This is a genomic window from Ferrovibrio sp. (assembly GCF_965278975.1).
Classification (GTDB): Bacteria; Pseudomonadota; Alphaproteobacteria; order Ferrovibrionales; family Ferrovibrionaceae; genus Ferrovibrio.
The window spans coordinates 3247977-3266589 of record NZ_OZ257126.1; the positions used below are offsets into that span (position 1 = coordinate 3247977).

General features: G+C 64.1%; 22 protein-coding genes. 8 read left to right on the top strand and 14 right to left on the bottom strand.

From position 1 onward, the window contains the following. Nucleotides 1-60: 60 nt before the first annotated feature. From ACQY7X_RS15400 to lysS, 5 genes are all read right to left on the bottom strand, one after another. Nucleotides 61-939, bottom strand: a complete 879-nt coding sequence (locus tag ACQY7X_RS15400) for a hypothetical protein (protein WP_428246297.1) — start codon at nt 937-939, stop codon at nt 61-63. 75 nt (nt 940-1014) lie between these two features. Further along, entirely contained in the window at nt 1015-1782 is a 768-nt protein-coding gene (gene pgeF, locus ACQY7X_RS15405) for a peptidoglycan editing factor PgeF (RefSeq protein ID WP_428246298.1), read from the bottom strand. Further along, nucleotides 1779-2828, bottom strand: a complete 1050-nt coding sequence (locus ACQY7X_RS15410; RefSeq protein ID WP_428246299.1) for a class I SAM-dependent methyltransferase — start codon at nt 2826-2828, stop codon at nt 1779-1781. The genes pgeF and ACQY7X_RS15410 overlap by 4 nt, the downstream gene beginning before the upstream one ends. Next, the gene (gene lgt / locus ACQY7X_RS15415) at nt 2825-3637 is read right to left on the bottom strand and encodes a prolipoprotein diacylglyceryl transferase (protein ID WP_428246300.1); all 813 of its coding nucleotides are present in this window, start codon (nt 3635-3637) and stop codon (nt 2825-2827) included. Before lgt ends, ACQY7X_RS15410 begins: the two co-directional genes overlap by 4 nt. Continuing rightward, complete coding sequence (gene lysS, locus ACQY7X_RS15420; RefSeq protein ID WP_428246301.1) at nt 3637-5151, bottom strand: lysine--tRNA ligase; 1515 nt, start codon at nt 5149-5151, stop codon at nt 3637-3639. The genes lgt and lysS overlap by 1 nt, the downstream gene beginning before the upstream one ends. A gap of 130 nt (nt 5152-5281) precedes the next feature. On the opposite strand from lysS, the gene ACQY7X_RS15425 reads away from it, so the two are divergent. From ACQY7X_RS15425 to ACQY7X_RS15455, 7 genes are all read left to right on the top strand, one after another. After that, a complete protein-coding gene (locus ACQY7X_RS15425; protein ID WP_428246302.1) occupies nt 5282-5578 on the top strand; it encodes an accessory factor UbiK family protein in 297 nt (98 codons plus the stop codon). Between the two features lie 232 nt (nt 5579-5810). Next, nucleotides 5811-6317 carry a YbjN domain-containing protein gene (locus ACQY7X_RS15430; protein WP_428246303.1) on the top strand — a complete coding sequence of 169 codons (507 nt, stop codon included), beginning with the start codon at nt 5811-5813 and terminating at the stop codon, nt 6315-6317. Between the two features lie 84 nt (nt 6318-6401). Beyond that, nucleotides 6402-7202 (top strand): pyrroline-5-carboxylate reductase, encoded by an 801-nt coding sequence (gene proC / locus ACQY7X_RS15435; protein ID WP_428246304.1) that lies wholly within the window; start codon nt 6402-6404, stop codon nt 7200-7202. Between the two features lie 65 nt (nt 7203-7267). After that, on the top strand, nt 7268-7912 hold the full coding sequence (locus ACQY7X_RS15440) for a hypothetical protein (protein ID WP_428246305.1): 645 nt from the start codon (nt 7268-7270) through the stop codon (nt 7910-7912). Between the two features lie 174 nt (nt 7913-8086). Then, nucleotides 8087-8575: a phasin family protein gene (locus ACQY7X_RS15445; protein WP_428246306.1), complete on the top strand. Its 489-nt coding sequence runs from the start codon at nt 8087-8089 to the stop codon at nt 8573-8575. A 116-nt stretch (nt 8576-8691) separates the two neighbouring features. Then, nucleotides 8692-9024: a tRNA-binding protein gene (locus ACQY7X_RS15450; protein ID WP_428246307.1), complete on the top strand. Its 333-nt coding sequence runs from the start codon at nt 8692-8694 to the stop codon at nt 9022-9024. 138 nt (nt 9025-9162) lie between these two features. Next, on the top strand, nt 9163-9606 hold the full coding sequence (locus ACQY7X_RS15455; protein ID WP_428246308.1) for a DUF2914 domain-containing protein: 444 nt from the start codon (nt 9163-9165) through the stop codon (nt 9604-9606). 166 nt (nt 9607-9772) lie between these two features. Here the strand turns inward: ACQY7X_RS15455 and ACQY7X_RS15460 are convergent, their stop codons facing one another. From ACQY7X_RS15460 to ACQY7X_RS15470, 3 genes are read right to left on the bottom strand one after another with little or no spacing between them, the layout of a single operon-like run. Continuing rightward, nucleotides 9773-11083, bottom strand: a complete 1311-nt coding sequence (locus tag ACQY7X_RS15460) for an ATP-binding protein (protein WP_428246309.1) — start codon at nt 11081-11083, stop codon at nt 9773-9775. A gap of 5 nt (nt 11084-11088) precedes the next feature. Next, on the bottom strand, nt 11089-11823 hold the full coding sequence (locus ACQY7X_RS15465; RefSeq protein ID WP_428246310.1) for a response regulator: 735 nt from the start codon (nt 11821-11823) through the stop codon (nt 11089-11091). An 11-nt stretch (nt 11824-11834) separates the two neighbouring features. Further along, the gene (locus ACQY7X_RS15470; protein WP_428246311.1) at nt 11835-12329 is read right to left on the bottom strand and encodes a MarR family winged helix-turn-helix transcriptional regulator; all 495 of its coding nucleotides are present in this window, start codon (nt 12327-12329) and stop codon (nt 11835-11837) included. A gap of 227 nt (nt 12330-12556) precedes the next feature. On the opposite strand from ACQY7X_RS15470, the gene ACQY7X_RS15475 reads away from it, so the two are divergent. Further along, nucleotides 12557-13447, top strand: coding sequence for a branched-chain amino acid aminotransferase (locus ACQY7X_RS15475; protein ID WP_428246312.1), 891 nt, complete (start codon nt 12557-12559; stop codon nt 13445-13447). 227 nt (nt 13448-13674) lie between these two features. On the opposite strand, the gene ACQY7X_RS15480 is transcribed toward ACQY7X_RS15475, so the two are convergent. The 6 genes from ACQY7X_RS15480 to folB all read right to left on the bottom strand — a co-directional run bounded on the left by ACQY7X_RS15480 (nt 13675) and on the right by folB (nt 18613). Further along, complete coding sequence (locus ACQY7X_RS15480; RefSeq protein WP_428246313.1) at nt 13675-14235, bottom strand: PAS domain-containing protein; 561 nt, start codon at nt 14233-14235, stop codon at nt 13675-13677. 182 nt (nt 14236-14417) lie between these two features. Continuing rightward, nucleotides 14418-14903, bottom strand: a complete 486-nt coding sequence (locus ACQY7X_RS15485; protein ID WP_428246314.1) for a molybdenum cofactor biosynthesis protein MoaE — start codon at nt 14901-14903, stop codon at nt 14418-14420. 1 nt (nt 14904) lies between these two features. Then, nucleotides 14905-15159, bottom strand: a complete 255-nt coding sequence (moaD, locus tag ACQY7X_RS15490; RefSeq protein WP_428246315.1) for a molybdopterin converting factor subunit 1 — start codon at nt 15157-15159, stop codon at nt 14905-14907. Then, a complete protein-coding gene (gene pgsA, locus ACQY7X_RS15495; protein WP_428246316.1) occupies nt 15156-15785 on the bottom strand; it encodes a CDP-diacylglycerol--glycerol-3-phosphate 3-phosphatidyltransferase in 630 nt (209 codons plus the stop codon). The genes moaD and pgsA overlap by 4 nt, the downstream gene beginning before the upstream one ends. A gap of 48 nt (nt 15786-15833) precedes the next feature. After that, entirely contained in the window at nt 15834-17792 is a 1959-nt protein-coding gene (gene uvrC, locus ACQY7X_RS15500; protein WP_428246317.1) for an excinuclease ABC subunit UvrC, read from the bottom strand. Between the two features lie 398 nt (nt 17793-18190). Further along, on the bottom strand, nt 18191-18613 hold the full coding sequence (gene folB / locus ACQY7X_RS15505) for a dihydroneopterin aldolase (RefSeq protein ID WP_428246318.1): 423 nt from the start codon (nt 18611-18613) through the stop codon (nt 18191-18193).

An 18613-nucleotide genomic window follows, 5' to 3' on the forward strand; every position in this document is an offset into this window, starting at 1 on the left:
AAATCGCGCGGACTATAGCGGCGCGGCTCGCCCCTGTAAACCGCGAAAAATCCATTTTTATCAGCGCTTTACGCTCTTGAGCCGGTCCAGCATGTCGCGCAGACCATCGGCCCCGCCTTGCGCCGCCGCCTTGGCTGTCTCACCCCAGGCGCCGTTCAGCGAGCCGCGCGGCACCCGGTTGGCCTGATTCACCGTGCCAAGCCGCTGGCCATCGGGGGCAAACAGGCTCCAGGACAGCGCCACCTGCTGCACCCTTGGCCCGGCATCGCTGACCACGATGGCGCAATCCACCAGGTAATCGGCATTGGCCGGATCGGCCACCACCCGGGCGATACTGGCGCCCTGGAGCTGATCGCGCAAAGCGGCGGCCAGGGTCTTGTTGCCATCGCCCGGCGCGCCATCGAAGGGCAGCAGGGCCAGCTTCGGCAGGCCCGGGTCCAGCGCGGCTTCCACCCGCTGGGTGTTTTCCAGGGCTTCCAGCGATTGCACCACCTGCTGCGCCATGGCACGGGCCAGCGACAGGCGGGTGGCGTCGGTGGTCTGCTCCAGCGCCTCGGCGGAAAGCCCGAGCGGGAAATCCTGGCCGTTCAGCGGCGTGCCGCCGCGCCGCGCCAGTTGCCAGGCCCAGACCAGTTGTCCCTTGGCATCCTCGATCAGCGCCGAAACCAGCTCGGCCGATGCCGAGGAGCGCACATTGGCGCTGGCCGGCCAGTCCAGCGCCACCAGGGCATTGGCAATCTTGGCGGCGAAGTCGCGTGGCAATTCACCCGGCGCATTGGAAATAGGCAGCACATAGAGGCTCTGCTCGCCCACCGGCATGGTCAGCGGCATGAGCTGGCCGGTTTCCTTCTCATCGGGCAGGAAAGGCTGCGGCAGCGGCTGGCAGGCTACGGTGAGCAGCGCCAGCAAGCAGAACAGTATGAGATGCGGCCTAGCCAATGACACAGCTTGCCACCAGGCCGAGCAGGCAGAAGACCAGGAAGAGGAACATGTGCGGCATCTAGAGGCCTGCCCCTAGAGCAACGCAATGGCCGAGACCTGGCGGCCATAATCGGCCTCCTGGTTCAGGGTCATGCGGCGGTAGCTGTAGAAATTCTCCGGCTCGCTCAAGGTGTCGCGGTGCAGGTCTTCAAAAGCGATGCCGGCCTTGCCAAGCCGCCGTGCCAGATAGCCCGGCAGGTTGAACTGCCAATGGCCGTCGCGCCTGCCGGGGCCGAAGAAATCGGCGTTCGTGGCGTCGGCGGCGGTGAATTCGGCGCGGAAAGGCTCGCTCACTTCATAGCTTTGCTGGCGGATGGTCGGGCCTATGGCCGCGCGGATGCGGCTGCGTGCGGCGCCGAGCTTTTCCATGGCTTCGATGGTCGCGTCAGTGACGCCGGCCAGCGCACCGCGCCAGCCGGCATGGCAGGCGCCGATCACGCCGGCTTCTGCATCGGCGAACAAGACCGGCGTGCAATCGGCGGCCAGTACGCCGAGCGCGATGCCGCGCTGCCGGCTCACCAGGCCATCGGCCTTGGGCCGTGCCGTAATGTCGTAGCCCGCATCCACCACCACCACCTCGCGGCCATGCACCTGATACAGCGAGGCGAGCCCGTCAGCACCCAGCGCGGCGGCGACCCGGCGGCGGTTCTCGGCCACGTTCTCGGCTGTATCGGCGGAGCCGGGGCCGCAATTCAGCGAGGCATAGAGGCCATCCGACACGCCGCCGCGGCGGGTGAAGAAACCATGGCGGATGCCGGGCAGGCTGAGAAGGGCGGGGGCGGTGAGGAATTCTGCTGTCATGACGCGAAACCGGCGGGAGGCGGCGCATCGCGGAGGGTCAGCGCCAGGGCCTGGAAGAGTCTGCCCATGGCATCGTCGGCGGTCAACCGATGCAGCGCCGCGCCGATGGCTTCTGCCTGATCCGGCGTGGCGCGATTTTTGAGTTGCTGCGCGCGCAGCTCGATTCCCAGCCGCTTCAGCAGGGTGCCCTGGCCGATGGGGCCATGCGTACCGAGACCCGCGCGGCGTGCGGTCTGGGCCAGACTCTGGAAATCCACATGCGCGGTGAGGTCGGCCTCGCCGGGGCTGGCCAGCGGATCGGCATAGGCATGGCCGCGCACCGCCTGGAAGCTGTCGCCGAAGCCGCTTTCGGCCGGGCCGTAATCGATGAACAGGGCCGCGCCGCCCTGAGCCTGCAGCCGCGCACCCAAAGCCTCGATCACCGCATGGCTGGCCGGCGAGGTTTCCCAGATGCCGCCCTCCGGCGCCTCGCGGGCCAGCGGGAAGGCATCGCGGCTCAGCACCACATGCAGGCCGCCATCGTCTGAAGCATCGATGCGGCGTTCGCGCCAGGCGCCATGCTGATACTGGTATTGCTTGATCGGCAGCGCATCGAGGAATTCATTGCCCAGCACGATCAGCGGGGCATCCTCCGGCAGCGCATCGATCTCGGGGCACCAGATGGCATCCGGCACTGCCTGGGCCTGCAAGGCGCGCAGCTTCGGTGACGCCTCGACGAACAGGGGGGCGAACGGCGCTGCCTTGCGCGTCACCCGCAGGGCATCCTGCATCAGCGTGCCGCGCCCGGGGCCGAGTTCGACCAGATAGCAGTGCGGCGGCGCGCCCATGCGCTGCCAGCAATCGGCGGCCCAGAGGCCGAGCAATTCGCCGAACATCTGGCTGATTTCCGGCGCGGTGATGAAATCGCCGGCGGCGCCGATGCTGGTGCGCGTGGTGTAATAGCCGAATTGCGGATGCAGCAGACATTCCGCCATGTAATCGCTGAGGCTGATCGGCCCTTCCGCCGCGATGCGGCGCCGGATCAGCTCAAGCAGCGGTGCTGTCATGACACCTTGGTTGAACGGTGCGCCCGGGCCATCAGCCACAGTCCCAGCAGCACCATCGGCAGCGACAGCCATTGCCCCATGGTGGTGACGCCGAAGATATAGCCGATCTGCTGGTCCGGCTGGCGGAAGAATTCGCCGATGATGCGCGCCGTGCCATAGCCGACCAGGAACAGGCCGCACAGCGTGCCGGGTTTTTTCATCGCGTCGCTGTTCATGCGCACCAGGTTGACCAGCAGGAACAGGATCAGGCCTTCCATCGCGGCTTGATAGAGCTGGCTTGGGTGGCGCGGTTCCGGCCCGCCGGTGGGGAACACCATGGCCCAGGCAACATCGGGTGCCACGCGGCCCCAGAGTTCGCCGTTGATGAAATTGGCGATACGGCCAAAGAACAGCCCGATGGGCGCGACGCAGGCGATGATATCGGCGAAGGCAAACAGGCTGAGGCCGCTGCGACGGCAATAGAGATACATCGCCAGGATGACGCCGAGCATGCCGCCATGGAACGACATGCCGCCGCTCCAGATGGCGATGATCTCGCCGGGGTTATAGAGGTAATGCAGCGGATTGTAGAACAGCACATAGCCAAGCCGGCCGCCGAGTACGACGCCGAGCGTCGCCCAGATCAGGAAGCCGTCGATCTGCTCCTGGGTCGCCTGGGCGCCGGGCTTGCGCGCCAGCCACATCGCCATCTGCCAGCCCAGGATCAGCCCGGCGATATAGCTCAGGGCATACCAGCGGATGGCAAACGGCCCCACCGCCACGATCACCGGATCGATGGCGGGGAAGGGCAGGGCCAGCAAGGTCGGCATCAGCTTTCGGCGCTTTCGCTCGTGGTTTCGCCATGCTGGCGCGGGCGCAGCGTCGGGAAGGCGATCACTTCGCGGATGGTGGGGGAATTGGTCAGCAGCATCACCAGGCGGTCGATACCGACGCCAAGGCCGCCCATCGGCATCATGCCGGCGGACTGGGCTTTGAGGAAATCCTCGTCGATCTGGTGCGCTTCCTCGTCGCCGGCATCGCGCTGCGCCTGCTGTGCCTCGAAGCGCGCGCGCTGCTCCTGCGGGTCGGCCAGCTCGGAGAAGGCGTTGGCGATTTCCCAGGTGTTGCAGAAGGTCTCGAACCGCTCGGCGACTTCCGGGCGTTCGTGGTTCGCCTTGGCCAGCGGCGAAATCGCCTTCGGCAGTTCGACCACATGGGTCGGCTGGATCAGCTTCGGCTCGACGAAATGCTCGAAGCAGGCTTCCACCAGCTTGCCCCAGCTTGCCCCGGCTTCCACCGCCTGGCGTGCCTTGGCCTGATCCGCTTCCACATTCAGGTCGAAGCCGGAATGTTCCTTGATCAGGTCAAGCATGGTGGCGCGGCGGAACGGGCGCTTGAAGCTGATGGTCTGCTCGCCGAACTGCACGTCTGTGCCGCCGGTGGCGGCAATCGCCGCCGCCTCGATGATGCGCTCGGCAATGTCCATCATATCGGCGTAATCGGCATAGGCCTGATACAGCTCGATGGTGGTGAATTCCGGGTTATGGCGCGGCGAGATGCCTTCGTTGCGGAAGCAGCGGTTGATCTCGAACACTTTCTCGCTCAGGCCGCCGATCACCAGGCGCTTGAGATGCAACTCCGGCGCAATGCGCATATAGAGCGGAATATCCAGCGCGTTGTGATGCGTCACGAAGGGCTTGGCGATGGCGCCGCCTGGGATGCTGTGCAGCATCGGCGTTTCCACTTCCAGGAAATCCTGCCCCGGCGCGGTCAAGAACTGGCGCACGGCCTGGATGACGCGGAAGCGCGTGCGCAGGGTGCGGCGGCTATCCTCGTTGCCGATCAGGTCATATTCGCGATGACGATAGCGCTGCTCGACATTCTTGAGGCCGTGCCACTTTTCCGGCGGCGGCTCCAGCGCCTTGGCCAGCACCACGATACGCTCCAGGTCCACCGTGATCTCGCCGCGCTTGGTGCGGCGCACCTTGCCTTCCACGCCGATGATGTCGCCGAGATCCAGCGCCTTCATGATCGGGGCGAATTCACCCTGCACCTGATCCTTGGCGGTATAGACCTGCAGCTTCACCGTATCGTCCAGGATATCGATGAACATGCCGGAATTGCGGATCGCCATGACGCGGCCGGCCACTTGCACGCGGTCCTCGCTGCGCTCATCGGGCTGCAACTGCGCCCAGGTGTCATGCACCGCCTGGTTCTTGTGGCTTTTCGGAAATTTGGCCGCGTTATACGGGTCGAGGCCGATCTGGCGCAGCTGCGTCAGCTTGGCTTCGCGGTTGGCGCGCTCATTGGTGGTACCACTATCCGGGGCAGTCTGATTGGTCACGGGATCATCTTGCTCAAAAGCTTGAATTGGGCGCGGAAACTACCATCCGGGGGCGGGGTTTCCAAGGCATTGGGCTTGCGGCGGCAGGCTTAAGCGCCCATATAGCCTGTAACCATCAGGAGACCTTGCCATGCAATCCGACAACCGCGTGCTGAACGATCTGTCCAAGCTTGCCACCGGCGCGCTGGGCGCGCTGCAAGGGGTGAAGACCGATGTGGAGCAGGCTTTCCGCCAGAAGCTGGAGCAGGCGCTGGCCGGCATGGACCTGGTGCAGCGCGAGGAATTCGATGCCGTGAAGGCGATGGCGCAGGCGGCGCGGGAAGAGAATATCCAGCTTTCCGAGCGTATCGCGGCCCTGGAAGCCCGACTCGCCGCACCGCAAACGCCGCCGCCGCCGCTCGCGCTCTCGGGTGGCGACGCCGCCTGAAGCATACGACTCGGACGCGCTTGAGTCGTATGCCGAGTCGTGTGGATTTACCCACAGTTTTGCGCCGCTTATCCCCGTCGTTTCATCGATTTATCGCAATTCCGCCCTTGCATGGCCGGAGGGCCGTGCCTAACCTAAATCTATGGTGTTAACGCTTTCGCAACACCTAGATATGGGTTCGCCTGGAGCCGGTTCGCCGCCGGTTCCGAGTAGGGGTAGGGGGCGGTAGATCATGCGGCCATTGACCGAAGTGGATAACTCCACCCGCCAGGGCAATCCCCTGGATCTGGTCGAACATATCGTCTCCGAGCAGGAATGGCCGTTCGAGCGCCAGGGCGCCGATGAACTGACCGTCGGCGTTTCCGGTCGCTATTGCGAGCATCAGCTCTGGTTCTCCTGGCGCGAGGAACTCGGCGCCATGAGCTTCACCTGCGCCTTCGACATGAAGCTGCCGCCGAACCGCAAGCGCGACCTGCATTCGCTGCTCGCCTATGTGAACGAGAAGGCGCTGATCGGCCATTTCGACTATTGGTCGGAAGAGGGCATGGTGGTGTTCCGCCAGGCCCTGCTGCTGCGCGGCGGCACCGGTGCCACGCCGGAGCAGATCGAGGACCTGATGGAAATCGGGCTCGGCGAGTGCGAACGCTTCTACCCGGCCTTTCAGTTCCTGATCTGGGGTGGCCGTTCGCCGGAAGAAGCCGTGGCGGCGGCGATGTTCGACACCGTGGGCGAAGCCTGAAACTAACGGCGGCGAAGCGTAATAGCTAAAGCCAACAAAGCCTGATATTCAGGCCGTCCCGAAAATTCAGCACGGATAGAAGCCATGACGGCGCGGATTCTCCTGGTCGGCTGCGGCAAGATGGGCGGCGCGCTGGTGCATGGCTGGCTGCGCCAGGACATCCCGGCCAACGACATCGTGGTGGTGGAACCCAATCCGGTGGCCGATCTGCCGGCCGCCGTGCGCCAGGCGCGCGATGCAGCCGGTGTGCCGGCGGATTTCAGCCCCGATATCGTGCTGCTGGCGGTGAAGCCGCAGGTTATGGACGCGGTGGCGCCGGCCTATGGCCGCTATGCCAAGACGGCCTGTTTCCTCTCGGTGGCGGCGGGCAAGACGGTGGCGACGCTGAACCGCCTGCTCGGTGGCCAGGCCGCCATTGTGCGCACCATCCCGAACACCCCGGCGGCAGTGGCCGAGGGCATCACCACCTGCTTTGCCGGCAACGGTGTGTCCGCCACCCAGCGCGAAGCCTGTGGCAAGCTGCTGGAAGCCGTCGGCCAGGTGGCCTGGGTGGAGCGCGAGGAATTGATCGATGCCGCCACCGCCGTGGCCGGCTCCGGCCCGGCCTATGTGTTCTGGCTCACCGAATGCATGGCGGCAGCGGGCGAGAAGGTGGGGCTGCCGCCGGAACTGGCGGCACAGCTTGCCCGTGCCACGGTGCAGGGCGCCGGCGCGCTGATGAAGCAGAGCCCGGAAAGCCCGGAGCAGCTGCGCAAGAATGTAACCAGCCCGAACGGTACCACCCAGGCGGCGCTGGATGTGCTGATGGCCGCCGATGGCGTGGCGCCGCTGATGGCGCGCGCCGTGGCCGCCGCCGAGAAGCGCTCGCGGGAACTCGCCGGCTGAGGCCACTTGCCTCGGCCCGCCGCAGCCCCCACATTGGGATAAAGCGAAGCGGCAGGAGCGTGGTCATGGCGAAACGCAAGAGCAGCAAGACGGCGAAGCCGGCTGACAACAGCCAGGTCGATCCGGTGGATGCCATGCTGCGGCTGGTCGCCACCACCGGCTGGCTCACCCTGTCGCTCGGCGCCGTGGCCCAGGAATCCGGCCTCGGTCTGGCCGAGCTTTACCGCCAATATCCTTCCAAGCTTGCACTGCTGCGCGGCTTCGCCGCCCGCATCGATGCCGCCATGCTGGCGGCGCTGGGGCCGGCTGGTGGCGAGGGCAACGCCAAGGACAAGCTGTTCGAGGCGCTGATGGCGCGCTTCGATGCGCTGGCGCCCTACAAGGAGGCTGTGCGGGTGCTGTCGCGTGATCTGCCGCGCGATCCGATTGCCGCGCTGTGTTTTGCCGAGAGCGGCCTAGCCAAGGGGCTGGACTGGGCGCTGGCCTCGGCGCAGCTCGATGCCGCCGGTTGGCGCGGCGCCCTCCGGCGCAAGATCCTCGGCGCCGTGTATGTCGACAGCCTGCGCATCTGGCTCAGCGACGACAGCGCCGATCTGAGCCGTACCATGGCGCATCTCGACAAGCGCCTGGGCCAGGCGGAAGGGCTGCTCAGCGGCCAGGGGAGTCTGCGCGGGGTTTTCTCGCGTTTGCGAGAGAAACGCGCCGAATAATTCATAAGTAATTGAAAAATATATAAACTTTATTTTGTTGCACTGCACAAAAATTACCTTGACCGCGTGCAGTAGGCTGCCTATATTCGCGGCATAAGGTTTTCGAGCACCGTCTCGCCCCGTCCCAGACCTGTTCAACACCTCCCGCTGTTCCCTTTCCCAATGGAGCGTTCCATGACCAAGACCGAGTTCCCGTTCGCGGGTTTCGACTTCAGCAAGATGTTCGACACCCAGAAGCTGTTCGACCCCGCCAAGATGTTCGACGCGCAGAAGATGTTCGGCGAGTACAAGCTGCCGGGCTTCGATGCCGAGGCGCTGGCCACCGCGCAGAAGAAGAATCTGGAAGCCATCGCCGCCGCTAACAAGAAGGCGTTCGAAGGCTATCAGGCTCTAGCCAAGCGCCAGGCCGAGCTGTTCCAGCAGTCGATCGATGAAGTGCAGGCCCAGGTCAAGGACGTGATGGCCAAGGGTGCCAAGGACGTCAACCCGACCAAGCAGGCCGAGCAGGTGAAGGCCGCGGTTGAGAAGGCCCTGGTCAACCTGAAGGAACTGGCCGAGATGGCGGCCAAGACCAATGCCGAGACCTACGAGACCCTGAACAAGCGCGCCACCGAAGTGGTGGAAGAAGTGCGCGCGGTTTTCGCGAAGCTGACCACCCACTAAGCGGTCCGCTGCTGCCGTCGATGGCCTGAGGCTCTCGACAGGCGGTTGCAAATTGGTTCAAACAGACGGGCGGGAGGCAACTCCCGCCCGTTTTGTTTATGCAGTGCAGGCAGGCCATGATCAGCATCGATGATTTTCACAAGGTCGATATCCGTGTCGGCACCATCGTCGGCGCCGAGCCATTTCCCGAGGCACGCAAGCCGGCGATCAAGCTGAAGGTGGATTTCGGTCCAGAGATCGGTGTGAAGAAATCCTCAGCGCAGATCACAGTGCATTACACGCCCGATGCCCTGATCGGACGGCAGGTGATCGCGGTAGTGAATTTCCCGCCGCGGCAGATCGGCCCGTTTATTTCCGAAGTGCTGGTGCTTGGAGTGCCCGATACGCAAGGTCAGGTAGTGTTGCTGGGGCCTGATCAACGCGTGGAGAATGGTGGTCGCATGTTCTGACCCAGGTTGTAAAACTGGGTGCGGGTTGACCCCCGCGCCAATGCAGCAGACAATTGCGCGACAGACAATCAGGCAAAATCGCCAAAGAACAATCGCGCGTCTCGCCGCCAGAACTCATCGCTGAAAACATATCGCCCCATGCTGCGTATCTCGTCCTGTCTCGTTATCTCCTGCCTGCTTGCCTGGCCGTCTTTCGCCCAGGCTCAAGCCCTGGCCCAGTCTCCGGCACCGGTGGAGCATGATTGCGTGGTGCGTCAGTTCGTCACCGCGCGGCAGGTGAATAATCTTGAGCCGCAGGGCGAGGTGGACCGCTATGAAGCGGGCACCGACCGTGGTTATGCCTTCGCGCGGCTCGACTGCACCAATGTGGGCAGTGGCGAGACTTTCTATTTCCGCTGGATGCAGGGCGACCGCGAAGTCGCCAAGTCGCGCGCCCGCGTTGATGTCAGCCGCAACTGGCGTATCTGGTCGCAGGTGCGGCTTTCGCCCGGCGAGTGGGTGGTGCAATTGCAGGACAGCGCCGGCCGCGTGCAGGCCGAACGCAAGTTCAGTGTCGCGTCGCCGGCAGCGGCCGCGGAATAGGCTCAGAGATCATCAAAAAAAGATCGTCATGCTCCGCGCAGGCGGAGCATCCACGAGTTTTCCTAAATTAGTTGGAAAACAAGAAACGCGTGGATGCCCTGCCGTCGCAGGGCATGACGGTATTTATTATGGGTGGGGCCACCCTCGAAAAGCCAACCGGACAGCCTTACAGCGGCAGCTTGATGCAGACGCGCAGACCGCCCAGCGGTGAATCGCGCAAGGAGATATCGCCGCCATGGGCCAGCACGGCATCGCGCGCGATAGACAGTCCGAGGCCGGCATTGCCCTGGCCGGAATAGCGCGCCGGATCGGCACGATGGAAGGGACGGAATACCTTGTGGCGTTCCTTCTCCGGGATGCCGGGGCCGTTGTCATCGACATGGATTTCGATGCCGCCCGCCACGGCCACGCTTTCCACGCGCACTTTGTTGCCATAGCGCAGGGCGTTTTCCACCAGATTGGCCAGCGCGCGCTTGAAGCCGAGGCGGCGCAGCGGCAGCACCGGCGCACTCTCAATCGACATATCGAGCTGGCGGCCGCTGCGGCGCACGTCGTCGGCCACCTCGCGCAGCAGGTCGCCCAGGTCGGTCGGTTCGGTGCTCTGCTCGGTCTGGCCGCGCGCAAAGGCGAGATAGGCGTTGATCATGGTTTCCATCTCGGCCAGATCGCGCTTCAGTTCATCGGCCTCGGCATTATTCTCCATCATCGAAAGCTGCAACTTCATCCGCGTCAGCGGCGTGCGCAGGTCATGGCTCACGCCGGCCAGCATTTCGGTGCGTTCGCGGATATGGCGGCGGATGCGGTCGCGCATCGCCAGGAAGGCCATGGCGGCGGCGCGCACTTCGCTGGCCCCCGATGGGCGGAAGCCCGGCATGTCGCGGCCCTTGCCGAAGGCATCGGCGGCCTGCGCCAGGCGGCGGATCGGCCGGATCTGGTTGCGCATGAAGATGGCGGCGATGCCAAGCAGCAGCAGCGAACCGCCGGCCATCCACATGATGAAGATAAAGGTGGATGTCGAATAAACCCGCTTGGCTCGCGCCAGCGTCACCATCAGGCCATCGGGCAGTTCCACATACACGACGATATTGTCGTCGCTGCGCTGGGTGTCGATGGCGAAAGGTTCGTCGATGATCTCCGACAGCGCCTGGTTCAACATGCGGTCGAGGATCGACCAACTGCGCGGCGGCGGCAGCTCGGTCGGCAGCTTGGCGCCAGGCAATACACGTACTTCGATCTGCATCCGCACATAGGCGAGGGAGACATATTCATCGAATTGCGGCGTACCCTTGGTGCGCTCGTATAGCTCGATCATCATGCCGATATCGCCAGCCAGGCCGAGCGCCAGGCGGCGGCTGACGGTATCCCAATGGCGTTCGTAGAAGGCATAGGTGACGATGCCCTGCAACGCCAGCACCGGAATCACCAGCATCAACAGCCACCGGCCGAACAGGCTGCGTGGCATGATGCGTTTCAGCATGAGGCTTATTCCGCCCAGAGTACGTAGCCCTCGCCCCACACCGTTTGCAGGTAGCGTGGGTTGCGCGGGTCTTCCTCGATCTTACGGCGCAGCCGCGTGATCTGCACGTCGACAGCACGGCTCTCGCTGGCCGAGGCATTGCCGGCCAGCGCATTGCCTGGGGGCGTGCCGCTGCCATCAGTGGCCAGGGCGGCACGCGGCACCGTGGCGCCGGGGCGGCGTGCCAGCACGCGCAGCAGGGCGGCTTCGCCCGTGGTAAGCGGCACGATCTCCTCGCCGCGCTTCAATTCGCCGCGCACGATATCGAACTGGAAATCGCCAAAGCGTACCGGCTTGACCGAGGGCGGTGCCGGTGCGGCGCGCTGGGCCCGGTTCAGGATCGCCTGGATGCGCAGCACCAGTTCGCGCGGCTCGAATGGCTTGGGCAGGTAATCATCGGCGCCGCTTTCCAGGCCGGTGATGCGGTCCTCGGCTTCGCCGCGCGCGGTGAGCAGCACCACCGGCACGCTATTGCCGTTCTGGCGCAGCCCGGCGACGAAATCGAAACCATTCTGCCCGGGCATCATCACATCAACGATCAGCAAGTCGAAAGTGACGGCGGCCAGTTTGGCGCTGGCATCCTCGGCGCTGTCGGCGCCGGTGACGCGGAAGCCGGCATTGGAGGTGAGGTAGCGCGTCAGCAGCGTGCGGATGCGTTCGTCGTCGTCGATGACCAGGAGATGTGCCTGTTCGCCGCCCATCGCCTGCTCCGTCAGCGCCGCTGGATCGAGCGCAGGATCACCGCCCGCGCCGGTTCGTCGATCAGGCCGGCCAGTACCTTGCGATACCCGGCCACGGCCTCGGCCCCGGCCTCGCGATAGGCTTCGGCTACCTTGGCCTGCTGCACGGCGCTGATCTGGCGTTCCAGATTGCGGCCGGCCTCGGTGAGGAAAAGCTGGCGCTGGCGGCGGTCGCGGGTGCCCTGCTGCTGGCGCACGAAGCCACCTTCGATCAGCGCCGAGAGTACGCGCGACAGGCTCTGCTTGGTGATGCGCAGGATGCCGAGCAATTCCGCCACCGTGATGCCGGCATGGCCGCCGATGAAATGCAGCGCGCGGTGATGGGCGCGGCCGAAGCTATACTGGTCGAGAATCTCGTCCGGGCCGCGGGTGAAGTCACGGTAGGCGTAGAACAGCAGCTCGATGCCCTGGCGCAACTCGTCCTCGCGCAGAAACAACGGGTTGGCCATGGTTTTGAGGTCGCTCATGGCTTCGTATATGGGGCAAGGACCGGAGTCGCCGCAAGGCCAAGTGCGGGCCGGGAGGGGCGGAGGAGCAAAAAATATGGCAGGGATGTTGACATACTTTGATCATAATGTTACTTGAATGGCAAATATCGGGTAATATTCGTACTCGATTGATGCATTTGACGACAATTGCTTAGGCGAGTGGCAGTATTTCGCCGGGCAAGAGCAAGCAGCGCAGGAGCGTAACCATGAGCACTCAATCCTATGACGATCGCGATGGCTGGGTCTGGTATGACGGCGGCTTCATCCCGCACCGTGAAGCCAAGCTGCATGTGCTGAGCCACGCGCTGCACTACGCCTCGGCGGTGTTCGAGGGCGAGCGCGCCTATGACGGCGACGTGTTCAAGCTGACCGAGCACAGCCAGCGCCTGATCGATTCCGCCAAGCTGCTCGACTTCGAGATTCCCTACACGCTGGAACAGATCGACCAGGCGACCCGCGACACCGTGGCCAAGAACGGCTTCCGCGATTGCTATATCCGTCCGATCGCCTGGCGCGGTTCGGAAATGATGGGCGTGTCGGCGCAGACCTCGAAGATCCACCTGGCCATCGCGGTGTGGGAATGGCCGAGCTATTTCTCGCCGGAAGCCAAGATGAAGGGCATCCGCCTGCAGCTCAGCGACTGGCGCCGCCCGGCGCCGAACACCGCGCCGACCAGGGCCAAGGCGGCCGGCCTGTACATGATCTGCACGCTGTCCAAGCACAAGGCCGAGCGCGATGGCTACCAGGATGCGCTGATGCTCGATTGGCGCGGCCAGGTGGCGGAAGCCACCGGCGCCAACGTGTTCTTCGCCAAGGATGGCAAGCTGCATACCCCGACGCCGGATTGCTTCCTGGACGGCATCACGCGGCGCGCCGTGATCGCGCTGGCCAAGGCACGCGGCATCGAGGTGATCGAGCGTGTGATCCAGCCCGAGGAAATGAGCAGCTTCTCGGAATGTTTCCTCACCGGCACCGCCGCCGAGGTGACGCCGGTTTCCGAGATCGGGCCGTACAAGTTCACTCCCGGTCCGCTCTGCAAGCAGATGATCGACGCCTTCGAAGGTGCCATCCGTCCGCGCAAGGCGGCGGCGGAGTAGGCTGCCTAGGCTGCCTAAGGCAAAGTAATATGAAATGCCCGGGTCAAAGCCCGGGCATTTTTGCGTCTGCTGTCACCCTCGCGCCAGCCCTTCGGGCCTGTGCGCCCACGAACGCCTTTAGCGTTCGCGCGCTTACAGAGGGTCCCATTACTGACAGCAAAAATGGGATTCCCGCTTTCGCGGGAATGACAAAAAGAGCGAAGAATGACGAAACGGTGGGGCTGTGCCTAATCCAGCAGCAGCGGGTGGACGCGTTCGTAGTCGAACTGGCGGATGATCTCGCCATGCTGCAACGGTTCGCCGACCAGGCCGCCAAGCAGCATGTCGACGCCATGGCCGTCTGACGAGAGCGGTGCCAGCACGGTCTCGAATTGCAGCACGCGGTTGCTCGGTTGCACGATGTAATGCCCGGCGGCGAAGGCCGGGCCGCGCGTATCCACCGGAATCGAGAAGAAGCCGAAGACGCTGGAGGTGCGGTCGGCGAACAGGCCCTCATTCACCCATTGGCTGGTGCTTTCGCGGCCCATCTGCTGCACGATTCCGGTGCCGACCAGGCGGAACTGGAAGCGGCGCGGATTGCTGTAGACATTGATCAGTGACACGCAGGCGAGGAAGCCGACCATGTCGTCGGGCCGCAGGTCGCGCCGCGCCGGCAGCATGCCGTTGCGCTCGCGGGTCTTGTCGCGCCAATAGCTGAGCAGTGTGCGCAGCGAGTCGGTGCGCAATACATCGGTGGTCACGCTCGGCGCGAATGTCGCTGGTGGCGCGGCGCTCAGCGGCTGGCTCACACCCGGCCCCTGCCTGAATTAATTTTGCCCCACATCCCTGTCTGTTCCTTAAATCCCCATCCCCCGATGGGACGCGAACGCTAACATGCGTGCCTGCGGCGGGACAATTGAAAATGAAACAGCGGTTAGGTTCTCAGCAGCCAGGCCGCGTTTACCGCAGGCTCAATTACTCGCTGGAACAGCTATTCGCGCGACCAGCGTTCCGCCGCCGCATCATCCTCGGCCTTGGCGGCGACCCAGCGGCGCTCGCCGCCGGTTTCCTCCAGCTTCCAGAACGGGGCCTTGGTTTTCAGCCAGTCCATCAGGAAGGCGCAGGCCTCGAAAGCCGCCTGGCGATGGGCCGAGGCGGCGATCACCAGCACGATGCGATCACCGGGCAGCAATCTGCCATGGCGGTGGATCACCAGGCAGGCATCCAGTGGCCAGCGGTTCCAGGCCTCGGTGGCGATGGCTTCGAGCTGGCGCTCGGTCATGCCGGGATAATGTTCCAGGGTCAGGCTGGAATCGCCGACATTCGCATTTTCATCACCTGGGGCTGCGATGTCGCGCACCAGGCCGGTGAAGCTGACCACGCCGCCGATCTGGTGCTGGCCCTGCGTCAGCCGCTCAAGCTCGGCACCGGTATCGAAATCCTCGCGCTGCACACGGATTTCCGGCTGCCCGCCCATGCTAGCCTCCGGTCACCGGCGGAAACAAAGCCACTTCGTCGCCGGCTTTCACCGCATCGCCGCCGCGCGCGTAATCCTGGTTCACCGCCACGCGCACCATCGCCGGGTCGGCCAGCGCGCGCTGGTATTCCGGACCGCGCTGGCGCAGCCAGCCGAGCAGGGCATCGACGGTGGTGATTTCCGCCGGCATCGGCAGCGACTCTTCTGCCATCCCGATGCGCTCGCGCAGCGTGGCGAAATACAACAGCTTGATCATTCCGCGGCTTTCTCGCCGTTATCCGAAGCACTGCCGGGCTTCTCCGCATCGGCGGCGGTTTTCGCCGCATCGCTCGCCGCCATGTGGCGCAGGCCGGTGATCAGGTAATCCCAGCCGGTATAGAGCGTGAGCACGGCGGCGACCCAGATCAGCACTTCGCCGATCATGCGGGCGTGAATCCAGGCGAAGGCATAATCGCCGACAATGAGGAAGCCGAGGGCAATGAGCTGCGCCGTGGTCTTCCACTTCGCCAGCCGGCTTACCGGCACCTTCACCCGCAATTCGGCGAGGAATTCGCGCAAGCCGGTCACGGTGATCTCGCGGCACATGATCACCACAGCGGCGAGGCAGGTGATGCGGTCGATGCGCTCGAAGGCAATCAGCATCAGGATGACGGCGCAGACCAGCAGCTTGTCGGCCACCGGATCGAGGAAGCGGCCGAGATTCGACATCTGGCCCCATTTGCGCGCCAGGTAGCCATCGAACCAGTCGGTGATGCCGGCGGCGGCGAACAGCGCCAGCGGCACCCAGGCGCTCCAGGCGCCAGGCAGGTAGAAGGCGGCGCAGATTCCCGGGATCGCCAGGATGCGCGACAGGGTAAGCAGATTCGGCAGGCTGCTCAGCATGGCTGGATTATCGCATACGGACGGGCGCTCGCACAGGCTCGGACAGCCTCAGCCGCCATGGAAGTGATCGTAGATTTTCTTCGCCACCGCCTTGCTGATGCCCGGCGCGGCTTCCAGGTCTGACAGGCCGGCGCGGGCGACATCCTTGGCCGAGCCGAAATGCAGCAGCAGGGCCTTCTTGCGGGAGGCGCCGATGCCGGCGATTTCATCCAGCGGCGAACGGAACTGGTCCTTGGCGCGCTTGGCGCGGTGGGTGCCGATGGCAAAGCGGTGCGCTTCATCGCGCAGCCGTTGCAGGAAGAACAGCACCGGGTGGCGCGGCTCCAGCATGAAGGGTTCGCGATTGGGCAGGAAGAACTGCTCGCGCCCGGCATTGCGTTCCGGTCCCTTGGCGATCGCCACCACCGGCTGTTCCGGGATGCCAAGTTCCTGCAGCACCTGCATCGCCGCCGTCAACTGGCCACGGCCGCCATCGATCACGATCAGGTCGGGCCATTCGCCTTCGTTGCGCTGGCGCGTCGCGGGGGTTTCTTCCGCCTCGTCATTCTCGCCTGCGGTCTCCGTCCCGGCTTCCAGTTCCGGCGCGGCCTCGGCCTCCAGGCTCTTTTCCTTCAGCAGGCGCTGGAAGCGGCGGGTCAGTACTTCGCGCATCATGCCGTAATCGTCGCCCGGTACCAGGTCTTCGCTGCGGATGTTGAATTTGCGATAGGCGGATTTGCGCAGTCCTTCCGCGCCGGCCACGATCATGCCGCCGACCGCGTGGCGGCCCTGGATATGGCTGTTGTCGTAAACCTCGATGCGGGCGGGGGGCGTTTCCAGGCCGAACAGCGTGGCGACACCGGCAAGCAATTGGCGCTGGGTGGCGCTTTCCGCCATCTTGCGCCGCAGCGCGTCGCGGGCGTTGTTCACCGCATGCTCCACCAGGTCGCGTTTGGTGCCACGCTGCGGCACCGCCACTTCCACCTTGAAGCCGGCATGCTGGCTCAGGGCTTCGGCGATCAGCTCGACATTCTCCACCGCATGGCTCAGCAGGATCAGCTTCGGCGGTTCGCGCTGGGCATAGAATTGCCCGATGAAGGCATCCAGCACATCGCCAATCTCGACATCGCGGGCATGGGAGGGGAAATAGGCATGGTTGCCGAAATTCTGTCCGGCGCGGAAGAAGAAGATCTGCACGCAGACCTGGCCGCCCTCGGCATGGGCGGCGATCACATCGGCATAGGTGATATCGCTGAGGTTCACATCCTGCTTCTGGCTGATATGGGCCAGGGCGCGGATGCGGTCGCGCAATTCCGCCGCGCTTTCGAAATCCAGCCGCTCGCTGGCCGCCTGCATGCGCTGCTGCCATTCGGTGAGCACGGTGCGGTTGCGGCCGGAGAGGAAGTCGCGCGCTTCATCGACGATGCCTGAATAGCCCGATGCATCGATGCGGCCGACACAGGGCGCGCGGCAACGCTTGATCTGGTACTGCAAACACGGACGCGCACGACTGGCGAAGTCGCTGTCGCTGCAGTTGCGCAGGGGGAAGGCGCGCGCCAGCGCATGCAGCATGGTGTTGACCGCACCGGTGGAAGCGAAGGGGCCGAAATAATCGCCGGGAATGTTGCGCGCGCCGCGATGCTTGGTGATGCGCGGGAATTCATGGTCGCGTGCAACCAGGATATAGGGAAAAGACTTATCGTCTTTCAGCAGCACGTTGAAATGCGGCTGCAACTGCTTCACCAGATTGGCTTCGAGCAGCAAGGCTTCCGCTTCGGTATGCGTCACCGTAACGTCAACGCGCATAACCTGGCGCACCATGCGCTGTATGCGAATGCTCAAGCCATTCAGCTTCGCGTAGTTGGCGACACGCTTGCGCAGGCTGCGTGCCTTGCCAACGTAGAGCACAACATCATCCGCGCCGATCATGCGATAGACGCCAGGACCCAGCGGCAGATTCTTCAAGCTCTGCTGAATCACCGCTGCGCCGCGTTCAAGCCCGCTCGGCAACGCCTCATCACTGGGCATTTCTCCGGGCATTTCCCCGGGCATTTCGGTGTCTGTTTCTAACCGCTCTGACTCGCTCATGCGCAGCTTGCTAGTTCAGAAAATCCAATGATTACACGGCGTTGACAAAGGTGCCCCAAGCCTGTGGATAACTTTGTGGGGAAACTATCCCCAAAACCGGGTTTTCTCCACCGGGAACCCGGCAAAGGCTGTATGCGTCACATCCGACCCTGCGCACAAGTTGTTGCCCGGTATGCACTTTCCCGGCTTATCCACAGCGTTGCGATGAACTGACATAAAAATTGTGCATCGCAATAGGTGCTTTGAAGTGCTGTGTACAAACCTGAGGTCCGGGATTCGAACTCGCCATCAAAGTCAAGGCCGATATCGGCAGGCAATACGGATTCCTTCAGGGAATTTCAGCCTGCAACCCGCTCGATTTCGACGCCGACTCCGGCTGCGGCGGATATCGCATCCGGCTTCTCCACCCTAACGCGCGTGCGTTGCACGCGAGGGTCGGCAAGGCACAGTTGCGCCAGCTTTTCCGCCAGGGTTTCCACCAGATCGATATGGCCTTCCTCGAGCAAAATCTGTGTACGGTTCACCAGTTGCTCGTAGCAGACCACATCGGCATAGCTGTTCGGCGGCTCGCCGGGCGTTTCCTGCACCCACAGGTCGAGATTGATCACAACTCTCTGGCGCTGTTCGCGTTCGGAATCGTAGATGCCGATGCTGGCCATCAACGTCAGGTCGCGCACGAAAACGCGGCGCAGCGTCTTGGCCGGCAGCGAGGGCAGCGGGAAATCGGCCCAGACGGCGCGGGCGCGGTCGTGAATGGTCAT

Coding starts and splice junctions, on each gene's coding strand:
- uvrC (WP_428246317.1), bottom strand. CDS start 17,792: ATGCCCAGTGATGAGGCGTTGCCGAGCGGGCTTGAACGCGGCGCAGCG.
- ACQY7X_RS15445 (WP_428246306.1), top strand. CDS start 8,087: ATGACCAAGACCGAGTTCCCGTTCGCGGGTTTCGACTTCAGCAAGATG.
- ACQY7X_RS15450 (WP_428246307.1), top strand. CDS start 8,692: ATGATCAGCATCGATGATTTTCACAAGGTCGATATCCGTGTCGGCACC.
- ACQY7X_RS15430 (WP_428246303.1), top strand. CDS start 5,811: ATGCGGCCATTGACCGAAGTGGATAACTCCACCCGCCAGGGCAATCCC.
- proC (WP_428246304.1), top strand. CDS start 6,402: ATGACGGCGCGGATTCTCCTGGTCGGCTGCGGCAAGATGGGCGGCGCG.
- ACQY7X_RS15425 (WP_428246302.1), top strand. CDS start 5,282: ATGCAATCCGACAACCGCGTGCTGAACGATCTGTCCAAGCTTGCCACC.
- ACQY7X_RS15485 (WP_428246314.1), bottom strand. CDS start 14,903: ATGGGCGGGCAGCCGGAAATCCGTGTGCAGCGCGAGGATTTCGATACC.
- ACQY7X_RS15475 (WP_428246312.1), top strand. CDS start 12,557: ATGAGCACTCAATCCTATGACGATCGCGATGGCTGGGTCTGGTATGAC.
- ACQY7X_RS15455 (WP_428246308.1), top strand. CDS start 9,163: ATGCTGCGTATCTCGTCCTGTCTCGTTATCTCCTGCCTGCTTGCCTGG.
- ACQY7X_RS15410 (WP_428246299.1), bottom strand. CDS start 2,828: ATGACAGCACCGCTGCTTGAGCTGATCCGGCGCCGCATCGCGGCGGAA.
- pgsA (WP_428246316.1), bottom strand. CDS start 15,785: ATGCTGAGCAGCCTGCCGAATCTGCTTACCCTGTCGCGCATCCTGGCG.
- ACQY7X_RS15465 (WP_428246310.1), bottom strand. CDS start 11,823: ATGGGCGGCGAACAGGCACATCTCCTGGTCATCGACGACGACGAACGC.
- folB (WP_428246318.1), bottom strand. CDS start 18,613: ATGACCATTCACGACCGCGCCCGCGCCGTCTGGGCCGATTTCCCGCTG.
- ACQY7X_RS15460 (WP_428246309.1), bottom strand. CDS start 11,083: ATGCTGAAACGCATCATGCCACGCAGCCTGTTCGGCCGGTGGCTGTTG.
- pgeF (WP_428246298.1), bottom strand. CDS start 1,782: ATGACAGCAGAATTCCTCACCGCCCCCGCCCTTCTCAGCCTGCCCGGC.
- ACQY7X_RS15440 (WP_428246305.1), top strand. CDS start 7,268: ATGGCGAAACGCAAGAGCAGCAAGACGGCGAAGCCGGCTGACAACAGC.
- ACQY7X_RS15470 (WP_428246311.1), bottom strand. CDS start 12,329: ATGAGCGACCTCAAAACCATGGCCAACCCGTTGTTTCTGCGCGAGGAC.
- lgt (WP_428246300.1), bottom strand. CDS start 3,637: ATGCCGACCTTGCTGGCCCTGCCCTTCCCCGCCATCGATCCGGTGATC.
- moaD (WP_428246315.1), bottom strand. CDS start 15,159: ATGATCAAGCTGTTGTATTTCGCCACGCTGCGCGAGCGCATCGGGATG.